This window comes from Pseudomonas sp. TWR2-1-1, assembly GCF_049897045.1.
In the GTDB taxonomy this organism is placed as follows: domain Bacteria; phylum Pseudomonadota; class Gammaproteobacteria; order Pseudomonadales; family Pseudomonadaceae; genus Aquipseudomonas; species Aquipseudomonas versuta.
In genome coordinates this window covers 37,545-52,446 of the sequence record NZ_JAFCVM010000013.1, presented here as the reverse complement: position 1 = coordinate 52,446, position 14,902 = coordinate 37,545, and the positions used below count along the sequence as shown (strand labels likewise).

Sequence of the window (14,902 nt, the reverse complement as noted above, 5' to 3'; positions counted from 1 at the left end):
GATCAGGCCTGCCGGTAAGGCAGAGCCGACCTCGCCTCTTCGGCATACGCCAGCACCCCCACCCGCTCACGCGCCAGAAAATCGCTCACTGCCGCTTTCAAACCCTGATGGCGCAAGTAATGCCAGGAATGGGTGATGACCGGCTCAAAGCCGCGGATCAGCTTGTGCTCACCTTGCGCACCGGCGTCAAAGCGCTGAATACCGCCTGCGATGGCGTAGTCCATGCCCTGATAGAAACAGGTTTCGAAGTGCAATCGGTCGAACTCGCCCAGACACCCCCAATAGCGTCCATACAGGCTGTCCCCGCCAATCAGGCTGAAGGCCATTGCCACCGGGTTTGAACCCTGCCGGGCCAGCACTACACGAATGGACTCGGGCATGCGCTCGGCCAGCAAACTGAAAAATTCACGGGTCAGGTACGGGTTTTGTCGACGCACGGCGTAGGTATTGGCATAGCAGGCATAAACGAAATCCCATTGCGCTTCGCTCACTTGATGACCTTCTAGCCATTCAAACTCAAACCCCTGCCCGGCCACTTGCTCGCGCTCCTTGCGCATTTGCTTGCGTTTGCGCGAACTCAATCCATCGAGGAAATCCTGAAAGTCACGGTACCCACGGTTCTGCCAATGAAACTGGCAGCCCAGCCGCTGCAGCCAGCCGGGCTGTTGTGACAATGCCGTATCGGCCAGCTCATCGGTGAAATTGATATGGGCGCTGCTGAGCCCTTCTATCTCCAGGTAACCGGGCAAGGCGCCAAGCAATTCAAGCCCGTCTGCGCTACTGGCTGCGAGCAATCGCGGACCGCTGACCGGACTGAACGGCACCGCAGTCAGCAGTTTGGGGTAGTACTCAATGCCCGCCCGCTCGCAAGCATTGGCCCATTCATGATCGAACACGTATTCACCGTAGGAATGCCATTTTCGATAACTGGGAAGCGCTGCCAGCAACTGGCCGTTTTCATAATGCAGCAAGTGCTCGGGCTGCCAGCCGGACTGAGGCCCCAGGCTGACGCTGTCTTCCAGCGCACTCAGAAAAGCATGGCGCAGGAACGGTTGAGCCACTGGCACCAGTGCATCCCATTCATGGGCCGAGATGGCGCCCAGGCTGTCCAGACGGTGTAACGGCATTGGTTGTCCCCGGAGTGCGGCATAGAGCGGCGATGGTAGCACCTGATGCCGGGTGGGAGCTGGCTTGCCAGCGATGGCATCAACCCGGGGTGTCAGATAAGCCGCGGGGGGGGGGGGGCCTCGCCGGCAAGCCAGCTCCCACAACCGTTGGCTCCCGAAACCGCTGTCACAGACTTGCTATCACTTTGCCACTTTTCTGTCATATCCAGCCGCGATACTGGCGCCGCTTCTTAGAACACGGGGCTATGAGCGGTGTAACTGCAACAGGCTCAGCTTCATTAATGCGAGCCCATCAAGGGCCGAATTTTTCTGAGATGGCCTGGGCCATCTCGACACTGGGAGTTTCATATGCGTCTTGTATCTACACGGGTTGCGGCGGGACTGTGTGGGGGGCTGGTATTGGCCATGAGCGTTCCGGCAAGTGCCGGGGTCGATGCCAAATTGCTTGAAATGCTTAAAGCCAACGGCTCCATTTCGCCGGCCCAATATGCCGAACTGCAAACCGAACTGACCAGTGAGAAACAGGCCCAACAAGAAGCAGTCGCCAATCAGGTGAAAAAATCTGACCTCAGCGCCTTCGAACAAAAAGTAGCCTGGGCTGCCAAGACCGAACTCAAGGGCGACGTCCGGGTTCGTCAGGAAACGGTCAAAATCGATGGTGAATCCGATGGTAAAAACAAGGATCGCCAACGAATCCGTGCCCGCCTGGGCGCCTATACCGAAATCAACCCGCAAGTGAACACCGGTATCCGCATTGCCACTGGTGGAGGCGACGATGCACGCTCCACCAACCAGGACCTGGACAACTATTTCGACAAGAAACAGCTGTGGCTCGATCAGGCCTACATCGACTATCACCCCACAGCCGTCAAGGACCTGCACCTGATCGGCGGCAAGATGCCGCAACCCTGGGTCAGCATGGGCGACGTGATCTGGGACAGCGATATCAACCCCGAAGGTCTGGCGGCCACTTACAAACACAACCTGGGTAACAGCGGCATCGAGATGTTCGGTAGCGCCGGTTACTACACCCTCAAGGACAACGTCGACGGCGAAGGCGTGCAGTTTCGCAACGACCTGAGCCTGTATGCCGGTCAGTTGGGCGCCCGTTTCGCACCGACCGACAGCCTGAAAGTGACTTTGGGCGGCAGTGTTTACAGCTACAACAATGACAAGGAGAGCGCCTGCCCTACTACCGGCACCAAAACCACGCCATGCGCGCTGGCCGTTAACGGCAACAGCACCGACGAATTCCGTCTGTACGAAGGCTTCGGTCAGGTCGATATCGCCAACCTGCCGGTACCACTGTCGCTGTACGGTCAATACGTACACAACGCAGCCACCGACAGTGATCAGGACAACGCCTGGCTGGTGGGTTTCAAAAGCAAGTTGAACGCCTTCAGCCTGGACTACAACTACCGCGATATTCAGCGTAACGCGGTGGTGGGTGCCTTTACAGACTCTGACTTTGCCAACGGCACTACCGGTTCACGCGGGCACAAAGTCAAAGTGGGCTACGAGATCGACAAGAACTTTGGTGTCGGCGTTACGTACTTCCTGACCAAGGCCGATTACGCAACCACTACCCAGAAAGATGCCAACGCCAACACCCTGCAACTGGATGTAGAAGCCAAGTTCTAAGAGCAAACCGTTGAGTGAAGGTAGCGTCGATCCCCTCTTATCCGTCGACGACGCCTTCACTTGACCTTTCATTCCCCGCCTGACCGCTCGCGCATCATCCTTTTGACCGTCACCTCAAGATCGATCGACGGCTCTTCAGGCATTGCTGCAAGCACTGCCCCCATCAAACGCATTTGCCGGGTAAAACGTCTGCAGTTCGGACAAAACAGCAAATGATGGCGCACCCTCAAGCGCTGACGAAATGTCAGTTGACCATCCAGATAATCACTCGACCGGGCAACATATTGCTTGCAGGTCAACATTCACCGGTTTCCTCGAAATGCTCCACGGTCGCGAAGACTTTAAGCCGGGCCCGATGTACCAGCACCCTGACATTGGAGAGGGATATATCAAGAAGATTACAAATCTCTTCCAGCGCCAGCCCCTGACGCTCACGCAACACCAGCACACTGCTTTGCAACTGTGGGAGGCTGAGCAGCGTGTGCTCAAGGCACTCACGCAGTTCATTTTCAGCGAGCAAGGCTTCAGGGGTATCCTGATGCCAGGCCAGGGGCGCGAGCAGCCAGTGACCATCAGAGGAAAACCGATCATCGTCGATCGTGCCGTGAGGCGAAGGTAAATCGTCGAGCAGAACTTCCCGGCGATTTTGCTTGTAACGGTTTTTGGCAGCGTTGGCAGTAATGGTCAGCAGCCAGGTTTTCAGGCTCGAGCGCGATTCAAATCCGCCAATATTGCGTACCACCGACAGCCAGGCATCCTGCACGGCTTCGTCAGCATGCCGACTGCCAACAATGGCATAGGCCACCGCACGCATGGCCCCCTGATAACTACTGACCAGCTCCCTGAACGCCTGCTGTTCCCCGGCCAGCAGACGCTTGAGCAGTTCTGTATCGTCAGCCGCCATGGGTGCCTCTGCTTACTGATCTGTAGGAGTGAGCTTGCTCGCGAGCTCTTTAAACGCTCGCTCCTGCAGAGGTTAGGGATCAGCGTTTACGCAGAATCACGCTGCCAATCGAATAGCCCGCACCGAAAGAGCTGAGCACTGCCAGTGCACCACTTTGCAGATCGTCCTGATACGTGTGGAAAGCAATCACCGAACCCGCCGAACTGGTATTGGCGTAAGTGTCGAGAATCACTGGCGCTTCTTCGATCGAGGCTTCACGGCCCAGCAGGCGCTTGACGATCAGGTGGTTCATGCTCAGGTTGGCCTGGTGCAGCCAGAAGCGCTTCACATCAGCCACGTCGAGCTGGTTCTCTTGCAGATGCTGAGCGATCAGCTCGGCCACCATCGGGCACACATCGCGGAATACCTTGCGGCCTTCCTGGACGAACAGCTTGTCGGGGCTGTCTGGGGATTCGTCAGAAGCACGGTTGAGAAAACCGAAGTTGTTGCGGATGTTGTTCGAGAACGTGGTCAGCAGTTTGCTGCTGACAATGTCGAACTGATGCTGCGAAGTGGCCAGATCGGCACGTTCAACCACCACCGCGGTGGCCGCATCGCCGAAGATGAAATGACTGTCGCGGTCGCGGAAGTTCAGGTGGCCGGTGCACACCTCAGGGCTGATCAACAGCACCGCGCGGGCCTGCCCCAGCTGGACGCTGTTGCTGGCGGTCTGAATGCCGAAGGTCGCCGAAGAACAGGCAACGTTCATGTCAAAGCCAAAACCCTGGATACCCAGCGCATGCTGAACTTCAATCGCAATGGCCGGATACGGACGTTGCAGGTTGGAGCAGGCAACGATAACGCCATCGATGTCGGCAGCGGTTTTACCCGCACGTTCAAGCGCCTGTTTGGCGGCGCCCACGGCCATTTCGCAGAGAATCGACATTTCGTCGTTCGAGCGTTCAGGCAAATGCGGGCGCATGCGTTGCGGGTCCAGGATGCCGGCCTTGTCCATCACAAAGCGGCTTTTGATGCCTGAGGCCTTTTCGATAAAGGCTGCGCTGGACTCGGCCAGAGGTTCGATTTCTCCGGCTTCGATGGCGGCGGCGTTATCCGCATTGAACTGCTGTACATAGGCATTGAAAGACTGCACCAGCTCTTCGTTGGAGATGCTGTTGGCCGGGGTGTACAGGCCGGTGCCGCTGATGACGACGTTATGCACGGTCGTTCCTCTTATTCTGTTCAAACAGAAGGTATTGAATTCATTTCAGGCAGTGATAGCGGCGAAGTTTGCCATAAACGGCAACATTTGGCGTTACTTCACGATCGTCCATCTCTGCAGGAGCGAGCTTTCAAGCCGCTAAAGAGCTCGCGAGCAAGCTCGCTCCTGCAGGGTATTCAGGCGTCCACCTGGCTCCATTGTTTGCTCAGGCGTTTGTCCGAAATTGGTACTTTGGTCCCCAGCTGCTGGCCGAACAGTGATACGCGATATTCCTCCAGCCACCAGCGATAAAGCTCCAGTTGCGGGTCGCGCTTGCCTTCCTGGGCGTGCTTGGTGGCCCGGGCCTGATACTGCGCCCACAAACCGCTCAGCTCGCCACTCCAGACCCGGTCTTTCTGGACCTGAGCGGGGAGTTTCTCCAGGCGCATTTCAATGGCCTTGAGGTAGCGCGGCAGCTCCTTGAGCCAGACTGCCGGGGTTTCCCGGACAAAACCCGGATACACCAGATTGCCGAGCTGCTGTTTGATGTCATTCAGGGCAACCGCTTGAGCCAGGTCGATCTTGCCCTTGAAGCGCTTTTGCAGCCCGTGCCATAGCTTGAGAATATCCAGCGTCAGCCTGGCCAGCTTTTCGGCATGCTCGGTCCAGGCCCCGCGCTTGCGCTCGGCAAGCGCAGCCAGGCCCGCGCCATCGCGCGGCAATACGGCTTCGCCTTCAAGGATGCAGCTATCGAGGCTGGCCAGCAGAATGTCTTCCACGAGACTCTCGACCCTGCCCAGTTCGCGATACAGCAGTCCCAGTTCGGTCAGCCCCGGCAACTTGGCGCGCAAGAATTTGGCCGGTTCGGCCAGTTGCTGCATCAACAACCGCTGAAGCGCCCGCCGATGTTGATATTCAGCCTCGGCCGGCGTCGAGAAACGACCTTCCTTGACGGTGTTGCCCTCTTCTACCAATGCCGGATAAACCGTCATCGACAACCCGGCAATCTTCTGCTGGGTTTTTTCAGCCACCGGGGCAAACACTTTGGCCTCGACCGGCTGCTGGTTTTTCGCTGTTTGCGGCACCGCCAACGCGGCCTGGCTGGCTTGCGCAAAGCGGGCTGTCAGCTCGGCCAGATCGCGGCCTTCGCCAAGGAACTTGCCTTCGCCATCCACAATTTCAAGGTTCATCTTCAGGTGGTTTTCCACCTGCTGAGCCGCTTCAGTCCACGCCTCGTCGCTCACCCGTGCCCCGGTCATGCGCAACAACTCACGGCCCAGCGCCTGGGGCAACGAGCCTTCGGCGAAGGCCATGCGTTGCAAGGCGGCCTTGACGAAGTCCGGTACCGGAACAAAATTTTTCCGTAGCGCTTTGGGCAGGCTGCGTACCAGAGCAATGCATTTGGCCTCGATCATGCCCGGCACCAGCCACTCCAGACGCTCTGGCGGCAACACCGAGAGCAACGGCGCAGGCACTTTGACCGTTACCCCGTCACGGGGGTGGTTGGGCTCAAAGTGATAACTGAGCTCCAGGGTCAAATCCCCCAGATGCAGGGTGTCCGGGAAATGCTGGGCGGTGATTTCAGTGGCTTCACGGGCCAGCACGTCTTCTTCGCGCATGATCAACAGCTGCGGGTCTTTCTGGCTGTTGATGCGATACCAGCTGTCGAAGGTCGCGGTCTGATGAATTTCAGCGGGCAGGCGCGCGTCGTAAAACGCGTACAGGGTTTCTTCGTCGGCCAGAATATCGCGGCGCCGGGCCTTGGCCTCCAGCTCGTCGAGTTGTTCCAGCAGTTGGGCATTGGCCGTCAGGCACTTGGCCCGCGACTGGATTTCGCCCCGCACCAGGCCTTCGCGGATAAACAGCTCGCGCGACATCACCGGGTCAATCGGCCCGTAATGAACGGCACGGCGACCGACCACAATCAGGCCGAACAAGGTGATCTGCTCAAAGGCCACCACTTGTCCGCGCTTCTTCTCCCAGTGCGGCTCGAAGTAGTTCTTTTTGATCAGGTGCCCGGCCAGCGGCTCGATCCAGTCCGGCTCGATCTTGGCCACCATCCGCGCATAGAGCTTGGTGGTCTCGACCAGTTCGGCAGTCATCAGCCATTGCGGGCGTTTTTTACCCAGGCCGGAGGCAGGATGAATCCAGAACCGGCGCTGACGTGCGCCCAGGTAGTCACCCTCCTCAGTCTTTTGCCCGATTTGGCTGAGCAAGCCGGACAACACCGCTTTATGCAGCTTGGGGTAATCGGCCGGTTCTTTATTGACCGTCAACTGCATGTCGCGACAGATCAAACTCAATTGGCGGTGTGAATCGCGCCATTCGCGCAGCCGCAGGTAATTGAGGAAGTTCTTGCGGCACCAGTTGCGCAACGGGCTCGCGGTCAAGGCCTGACGCTGCTCTTCAAAGCCACGCCAGACATTGATCAGCCCGGCAAAATCGGAGTCCACGTCTTTCCATTGCGCGTGGGCCTGATCCGCCGCCTGCTGGCGTTCGGGCGGACGTTCACGGGGGTCTTGCACCGACATCGCACTGGCAACAATCAACACCTCCTGCAAACTGCCAAGCCTGGCCGCTTCCAGCAGCATGCGGCCCATGCGCGGGTCCACCGGCAAGCGCGCCAGTTGACGCCCCAGCGGCGTGAGCTGATTCTCGCGATTGACTGCCGACAGCTCTTGCAGCAGGTTGAAGCCGTCAGTGATGGCCTTACCATCCGGCGGTTCAATAAACGGGAACGCAGTAATCTCGCCCAGACGCAGGTGCAACATCTGCAAGATTACGGCGGCAAGGTTGGTCCGCAGAATTTCCGGATCAGTAAATTCCGGGCGCCCGTTGAAGTCTTCTTCGGCGTACAAACGCACACAGATACCCGGCTCAACCCGACCGCAACGGCCTTTACGCTGATTGGCACTGGCCTGGGAAATCGCTTCGATGGGCAGGCGCTGAACCTTGGCCCGATAGCTATAGCGGCTGATACGGGCGGTGCCGCTGTCGATCACATAGCGAATGCCCGGCACCGTCAGCGAGGTTTCAGCCACGTTGGTTGCCAGCACCACGCGACGCCCCGGGTGCGACTGGAAAATGCGCTGCTGCTCGGCAGGTGACAGCCGCGCATACAGAGGCAGGATTTCGGTGTGCTTGAGTTGCGCCTTGCGCAGCATCTCGGCGGCGTCGCGAATTTCCCGCTCACCGGGCAAGAACACCAGCACGTCGCCGGGGCTTTTGCGCTCACTGCGTTCAAAGGCGGCGATTTCATCAAGGGTGGCAATGATCGCCTGGTCGACGCTCAAATCTTCCTCGACACTATTGCCCTCTTCATCCTGCTCCGAGGTCAGCGGGCGATACCAGGTCTCGACCGGGAAGGTGCGGCCCGACACCTCGACAATCGGTGCATCGTTAAAGTGCTTGGAGAAGCGCTCCAGATCGATGGTGGCCGAAGTGATGATGACTTTCAGGTCCGGCCGACGCGGCAGCAGGATTTTCAGGTAGCCCAGCAAGAAATCGATGTTCAGGCTGCGTTCGTGGGCTTCGTCGACGATGATCGTGTCGTAGCGTTCCAGATAACGGTCGTGCTGGGTTTCGGCCAGCAAGATACCGTCAGTCATCAGCTTGACCAGGGTGTTGGAATCGCTTTGATCCTCAAACCGCACCTGGTAACCCACCAGCGCGCCCAGCGGCGTGGCCAGTTCTTCGGCCACCCGGCTGGCTACGCTGCGCGCCGCGATTCGACGGGGCTGGGTATGGCCGATCAAACCGTGTTGACCGCGACCGATCTCCAGGCAGATTTTCGGCAACTGGGTGGTTTTACCCGAGCCGGTCTCACCGGCCAGAATCAGCACCTGATGCTTGAGCAACGCTGCCTTGATCTCATCGCGTTTGGCGGCAATCGGCAGATTCTCGTCATAACGAATCAGCGGCACGCTGGCCGCCCGCGCTTTCACCTGCGCGCACGACGCCTGCACCCGCTCGGCCCATGCGGCCAGTTTGGCAACGTCCTCAGGCTTTTTGCGCAGCTCATGCAATTGCCGGCGCAACTTGTGGCGGTCGGCAATCATGGCTTGATCAAGGTTTTTCAACAGTTGGTCGATAGCAGGCGATTCGTCAGTCATCAGGTGCGCAAAAGTCTTCGTAAATGCAGGGGGCGGATTGTCGCAGATTTGGCCCGAACCCGTGAACGGGATCTACACCCTGGTTGCACAGTAGCCCTGTGTGCAGGCATCGAAGTCATGGGGCAGGAAAACCGGGGAAGGATGGTGACGCTTGATATGGCATCCATGCCAAAGGAGCCGTTACTCGGGGGTGGGCAGCGGCCGGCCAGCGGTCTGAGGCTTTCTCGCCACCGCCACCGCCAGTTCCAGAGCAGCCAGGGCCACCAGCGCCCAGATGAACCAGGTCTTGCCGGCTGTCACCAATAGCCAGCCACCGAAGGCCGGAAACCCGAATATGCCGACAAAGTAGGCCACCACAAACCAGGTCAGGGCCGCATGGCGGTCTTCCAGCGGCGAAAGGTTGACCGCCCAGGTCTGGATCACCGGATACAACAGGCCATAGCCGGCGCCCGTGAGGACAGCCGCGGCAATCTGAAACCCCGGATGCACCGGCATGCCCAGCAGACAAACCAGACCGGCGATAAGACACCCCAGCAAACAGATAATTAACGGCGTCCGTGGCCATACCGACAGGTGACGCGCCAGTAATAGCCGCGATACCACGGCGGTGCCGGCATGCACGGCAAAGAAGGTGCTGGCACTGGCCCGGGTGCCCTCGGTAAGCGAATCCTGGAACGCCATCATCCCGGAAAATACTGCCCCACCCAATCCGACCATCACGATGGGCCGGATCACGCTGCTCCGGGCGAGCGTGGTGATTTTTCCTATCCAGGGTCGCAGTGAAGTTTCGCGGCGCAAGCGCGGCTCCCTGACAGCAAAAGTTCCCAGTAAAAGACAGGCCGTCAGCCCCATGGCAGCCACCCACAGGAAGGTTGTTTCGAGGGCAAACCCGCCCTGCTCCATCGCCACGGCAAGCAGGATGGGGCTGGCGCAAATGCCGGTCATCTGGAAAGCGCTGAAACGGGTAAAACCGGCCCCCCGCTCGGCATCGCTGAGCCGTTCGGACAAAGCCAGCGGGGCACCGAGATAGAACATGCCCCAGCCGAGGCCAATCAGCAGTGCGGCCAGCCGGGGCAGATACACGGGATCAACGCCACCCAGGCTGCCCAGCAGGGCGTAACCGCAGGCCAGCCCAAGCGCCCCGAGGGCCGCCAGGCGCGCGGCGTCGATTGTTCCGGCGAACCATCCAACCAGGGGAACTCCGATCAGAGTACCGATCAGCGCAAGGCTGAGGGTCGTGCCGGCATCCACATCACTGCCACCCTGGGCGCGAAACCAGGCGGAGATCAGAAAAGTGGCACCGTACCCGCCGGCGGTGAACAGCGTGCCAAGCAGGATAAATGGCATTGATGTGTGGCGCATGGTTCAGTTTCCCGTATTGGTTGCCGGCGTGCTGAATGAGCCGGGGGCCATGGACCTCAGGATTTTCACCGCCTCTGCCAGCCGCTGGCTGACGTAACGTATTTCACTCTCGCTATTGAACCGGCCCACCCCTATGCGCACGCTGGCACGGATCTGTTGATCACTGGCCCCCATGGCCAGGAGCACGTGTGACAGGGCTGGCTGCGCTGAGGTACAGGCCGACCCGGAAGACAGCGCAACATCCGGGAGTTCGAGCAGCAGCGAGCCGGCGTCCACACCGGAAAAGGAGACATTGAGCACCCCCGGCAAGCACTCCGTGAGATGGCCATTGATCCGAATGCAGGGAATGGTGTCGATCAGGGACTGGCGCAGCCTGTTTCGCAATTCACATAATCTGGCCGATTCCGCGGGCAGGTTTTCCATTGCCAGTTGTGCGGCGTGGCCGAAGCCGACAATCCCCGGAACGTTCAAGGTGCCGGAACGCAAGCCCCGCTCATGCCCCCCACCGACAATGAGTGGCGACAGGGTCAGGCGCGGATCGGCCGTGTTGACATAAAGCGCGCCGACGCCCTTGGGGCCGTAGATTTTATGGGCCGAAAAGGTGGCCAGACTGATATTCATGCGCCGTACATCAAAGGCGACTTTGCCGAACGCCTGGGTGGCATCGGTGTGAAACGGTACGTTCCTCTTCTGGCAGATCGCACCGATTTCTTCGATCTTTTGCAATGTGCCCGTTTCATTGTTGGCCGCCATGATTGAGACCAGACGTGTATCGGCCCTGATGGCGCGGGACAAAATGTTCGGGCAAACAATACCGTCTGGCTGCGGCGGCAAATACGTCACGCAGGTTCCTGCATCGGCGAGCCGGGCACAGGAGTCCAGCACCGCTTTGTGCTCGATCATCGAGGTGATGATGTGCCCCTTCTCTTCCCCCTCACGGGGCAAAAGGCCTGAGAGGGCAAGGTTGGCCGACTCTGTGGCGCCGGACGTAAAGATAATATCGGCCGGACCGGCCGCATTGATGGCGCTGGCAATCATTGCCCTGGCTTGCTCAACGGCCGCGCTCGCTTCCCAGCCAAAGGCATGGCCGGTGCTGGCAGCGTTACCGTAAGCCCGGGTCAGATAGGGCATCATGGCCTGAAGGACCTCAGGATCCAATGCTGTCGTGGCGTTGTTATCCAGGTAAATTGGACCGTGCTGGCTGAACATTTCACGTACTCCATGATGGCGACGACTGTTACTCTCAGGGTGATCCACGGGGGGTCATCTGCTCGCCCTGTCTTACTTCGCCCGCCTCGTTGACCAGATTCAATCGAATGGCGGCCGGGACACCCAGCAAGTGACTGAGCTGGAGCCCGCGCACATAGGACAGGCTGTCGGACCAGGCGCTGTCCTCAAAGAACACCTCCAGCAGCGTATTGGGCTGCCGATGGTCGCCGGCGGCCCTGGCAAAATACTCCTTGGTGATGGCGGCGCAGGTGAGCTTTTGTGCTTTCTCCCCGTGATCGGCATGCACGCCCAGCGCCGGGGCTGCGGTTAGCATCCTGCGGGTGAGTCGTTCGGGAATGTCGGCGGTGGCCAGGGTGTGGGCAAGGTGCTGACGGGCAGAATCTTCGTGGATCGCACGTATATCACTGAGTGCTATCCGGTACCTGTCAGCGACAGGCTGGAAGATGTGCCGTATTGACGGATGGAGATGGCTCAGACGCGGACGCCGTTTTTGGGCATTGGAGAGGTTTTGATCCAGAAACTGAAGACGAAATATGCCGAAGTGATCGAACGCCACAGACAGTCTTGGCAGCGTTCGTCCGTTATCAAGGCATTGCCGGCTGAACCGCAGTGCCGCATCAAAGGCGTGCAACTGTGCCTGAACAACAATCACTGCGTCATTATTCAAATAAACGCGGGAGTTTCCCGCCAGTACGCTGATATCCGTATTTTGCTGGTCCATGGCTATCCTCTTCGTGCTGGTGCACAGACCGCAAGGGGCCTGCACATACGTCGAACATGGTTGAAGGGGCGAAAATATCTGAAGCGTTGTTTGCCATACCGGATGCAGAACAACATCTCGATATAACGAAAACAGGAAAAATCAAAAAGCAGATTTGGCTGACTGGATCTGATCTTTATGGAAGGGCTTTGTGCCATATCCACATTAACCAACTGCTATTTACAGCATCCAACGGTAGGACTGCACCCACTCGGGAACCTTAAGAAAACTCCGAAAAGCCTTTCTCTATAAAGAACCATCAGGCTATCTGGCCGTGTATTTTCTGGCTTTGATTTTCAAGACGGCCCCTGACATCAGATGTTATCGGTGCAGGGGTATCCTGCAGCCCGGGCAGCAACAGATAACTGGAGAGGGTAACCCGAAGCAGCCATTGCCTTGCGCGCAGCATCCCCTAAACTGCCCGGCTCAAACCTTGTAAGGAATCACCGTGAGACTTGTCGATATTGCACGGATGCTGTCACTGGCTGGCATTTGGGGCGCCAGCTTTCTGTTTATGCGGATTATTGCGCCGGTGATCGGGACCATTCCTACCGCGTTTTTTCGAGTATCCATAGCCGCTACCGGCCTGGTCGTGATTCTGGCGCTGATGCGCGTGAGCTGGAATTTCGGCGGAAAGCTCAAGGTGATTTTGATACTGGGTGTAATCAATTCAGGCATTCCGGCCACGTTGTATTCGGTGGCGGCCCAGGTATTACCTGCAGGTTATTCGTCAATTTTTAACGCGACCACACCGCTGATGGGCGTGCTGATTGGCGGGTTGTTTTTTAGCGAAAAACTCACTGCCACCAAACTGGCCGGGGTGTTTTTAGGGTTGTTCGGTGTCGGCATCCTGACGCGTGCCGGGCCAGTGGCGTTTGATATGGATCTGCTGATGGGCGCCCTCGCCTGCCTGCTGGCCACCACCTGTTATGGCTTTGCCGGTTTTCTGGCGCGCCGCTGGCTGGATCAGCAAGGCGGGCTTGACCCCCGGCTTTCGGCACTGGGCAGCATGCTCGGGGCCACACTGTTTCTGTTGCCACTGTTTGCCCTGAGCGCCATCAACCAGCCGCCGGCCAGTTGGGGCGGAGCAAGCGTGTGGCTTTCCCTGTTGGGCCTTGGGCTGGTCTGTACGGCGTTTGCCTACATTCTGTACTTCCGTTTATTGACCAGCATTGGCCCGGTCAAATCCATGACCGTGACCTTCATGATTCCGCCGTTTGGCGTGCTGTGGGGCGCGTTGTTTCTGGATGAACCGCTGTCTATGGCGCATATCTACGGCGGAGTACTGATTGCTGTAGCGGTATGGCTGGTGCTCAAGCCTGCTGCAGTGGCAAAAGCTGTAAACCCGTAAACCCGTAAATCGGTGGATCTGTGGATCTGTAGGAGCGAGCTTGCTCGCGAGCTCTTGCGCGCGACAAGTACAGCTCGCGAGCAAGCTCGCTCCTACAGGCCAGGGTGTCAGGCTGTTTTACGGAACACAAACACCAGCCCGATGATGATCAGCGCCATGCCCAGCAAGCTCAAGGCCGCCAGTTTGTTGCCGAAAATCAGGTAGTCCATCACCGCAGTCACCGCCGGCACCAGATAAAACAGGCTGGTGACGTTGACCAGATTGCCTTTGGCGATCATCCGGTACAGCAGCAAAGTGGCCAGCACCGAAACCACCAGCCCCATCCAGAGCACCGGCACAACAAATCCGGCGCTGTGTTCGAAGTGAAATGGCTGGAACGGCACAAACACCGCACACATCAGCAACCCCGCAAGGTATTGCAGGGGCAGCGTTCCCAGCGGGTTTTGGGTGATGCGCTTTTGCATCAAGGTCCCCGCTGTCATGCTGGCCAGAGCCAGCAAGGCATACAGCATCCCGGTCCACGACAACCCGGCCAGACCGATGCCCTGGTAGACCACCAGAATCAACCCGCCCAGGCCCAGCAGCAGCCCCAGAGAGCGGCTAAAGGAATGCCTCCGCTCCAAGATCACGGCGGTCAGGATAGGTTGCACCCCCATCACTGTGGCCATGACCCCCGGTGTTACTTTCAGGTCCAGCGCCAGCAGGTAAAAAATCTGATAGGCACCCAACAGCACCGCACCGGTGGCGAGCGCATAACCGATCCCCTTGAGGCCACGGGGCAGCTGAAACTTCATCAACGGGATTAGCAGCACCAGCGCCAGCAAGGCGATGGCAAAACGGATCAACAGAAAGGCAAAGGGCGATGCATGGGCCAGCCCCCACTTGGAGAAGATTGCGCCGCTGCTCCACAGCAGAACGAACAGGCTCGTGGATACAGCCGCCAGCGCGGATTCCTTAGAAATCGAAAACATGGGTAACACCTGTCATCAGGCAAAAAAAGCCAACTCAGCCGAGGCTGAAGTTCAGTGGTTTTTCAGGCGGGTACGGGCAACTGAACCATCAGTTCAGCCCGCTACAACAACACCTGGTGGCGGGGCCACAGTGCTGCTGACAGGAGGGGGATAGTGACTGATCTGCGCAGGCTGCTGGTTGCCGCACGGCACTACGCCAGCAGAGACTGCTGAAACGACAACGCTGTGTTGAGTGGAAACCGCCATGAGCTGATCTTTTTTGAA

At 58.5% G+C, this 14,902-nt stretch carries 11 protein-coding genes; 2 read left to right on the top strand and 9 right to left on the bottom strand.

All coding sequences use genetic code 11. From position 1 onward, the window contains the following. Window positions 1–2: 2 nt before the first annotated feature. Window positions 3–1,127, bottom strand: a complete 1,125-nt coding sequence (locus tag ACP7BO_RS23010; protein ID WP_426212871.1) for a GNAT family N-acetyltransferase — start codon at window positions 1,125–1,127, stop codon at window positions 3–5. A 348-nt stretch (window positions 1,128–1,475) separates the two neighbouring features. Here ACP7BO_RS23010 and ACP7BO_RS23005 point away from each other — a divergent pair, with 348 nt between their 5' ends. After that, on the top strand, window positions 1,476–2,768 hold the full coding sequence (locus ACP7BO_RS23005; protein WP_426212870.1) for a putative porin: 1,293 nt from the start codon (window positions 1,476–1,478) through the stop codon (window positions 2,766–2,768). 68 nt (window positions 2,769–2,836) lie between these two features. Here the strand turns inward: ACP7BO_RS23005 and ACP7BO_RS23000 are convergent, their stop codons facing one another. The 7 genes from ACP7BO_RS23000 to ACP7BO_RS22970 all read right to left on the bottom strand — a co-directional run bounded on the left by ACP7BO_RS23000 (window position 2,837) and on the right by ACP7BO_RS22970 (window position 12,277). After that, window positions 2,837–3,070: a zf-HC2 domain-containing protein gene (locus tag ACP7BO_RS23000; RefSeq protein ID WP_426212869.1), complete on the bottom strand. Its 234-nt coding sequence runs from the start codon at window positions 3,068–3,070 to the stop codon at window positions 2,837–2,839. Then, window positions 3,064–3,672, bottom strand: a complete 609-nt coding sequence (locus tag ACP7BO_RS22995) for an RNA polymerase sigma factor (protein ID WP_426212868.1) — start codon at window positions 3,670–3,672, stop codon at window positions 3,064–3,066. Before ACP7BO_RS22995 ends, ACP7BO_RS23000 begins: the two co-directional genes overlap by 7 nt. A 79-nt stretch (window positions 3,673–3,751) precedes the next feature. Continuing rightward, entirely contained in the window at window positions 3,752–4,873 is a 1,122-nt protein-coding gene (locus tag ACP7BO_RS22990; protein ID WP_397454374.1) for a beta-ketoacyl-ACP synthase III, read from the bottom strand. A gap of 176 nt (window positions 4,874–5,049) precedes the next feature. Beyond that, window positions 5,050–8,964: an ATP-dependent RNA helicase HrpA gene (gene hrpA, locus ACP7BO_RS22985; RefSeq protein WP_397454375.1), complete on the bottom strand. Its 3,915-nt coding sequence runs from the start codon at window positions 8,962–8,964 to the stop codon at window positions 5,050–5,052. Window positions 8,965–9,144: 180 nt separating this feature from the next. Continuing rightward, window positions 9,145–10,326 (bottom strand): MFS transporter, encoded by a 1,182-nt coding sequence (locus tag ACP7BO_RS22980; RefSeq protein ID WP_397454376.1) that lies wholly within the window; start codon window positions 10,324–10,326, stop codon window positions 9,145–9,147. 3 nt (window positions 10,327–10,329) lie between these two features. Beyond that, window positions 10,330–11,535, bottom strand: a complete 1,206-nt coding sequence (locus ACP7BO_RS22975) for a cysteine desulfurase family protein (RefSeq protein ID WP_426212867.1) — start codon at window positions 11,533–11,535, stop codon at window positions 10,330–10,332. 34 nt (window positions 11,536–11,569) lie between these two features. Beyond that, a complete protein-coding gene (locus tag ACP7BO_RS22970; RefSeq protein ID WP_426212866.1) occupies window positions 11,570–12,277 on the bottom strand; it encodes a hypothetical protein in 708 nt (235 codons plus the stop codon). A 487-nt stretch (window positions 12,278–12,764) separates the two neighbouring features. Here ACP7BO_RS22970 and ACP7BO_RS22965 point away from each other — a divergent pair, with 487 nt between their 5' ends. Continuing rightward, entirely contained in the window at window positions 12,765–13,667 is a 903-nt protein-coding gene (locus ACP7BO_RS22965) for a DMT family transporter (protein WP_397454379.1), read from the top strand. Window positions 13,668–13,774: 107 nt separating this feature from the next. On the opposite strand, the gene ACP7BO_RS22960 is transcribed toward ACP7BO_RS22965, so the two are convergent. Next, window positions 13,775–14,638, bottom strand: a complete 864-nt coding sequence (locus tag ACP7BO_RS22960) for a DMT family transporter (protein ID WP_426212865.1) — start codon at window positions 14,636–14,638, stop codon at window positions 13,775–13,777. Window positions 14,639–14,902: the final 264 nt, after the last annotated feature.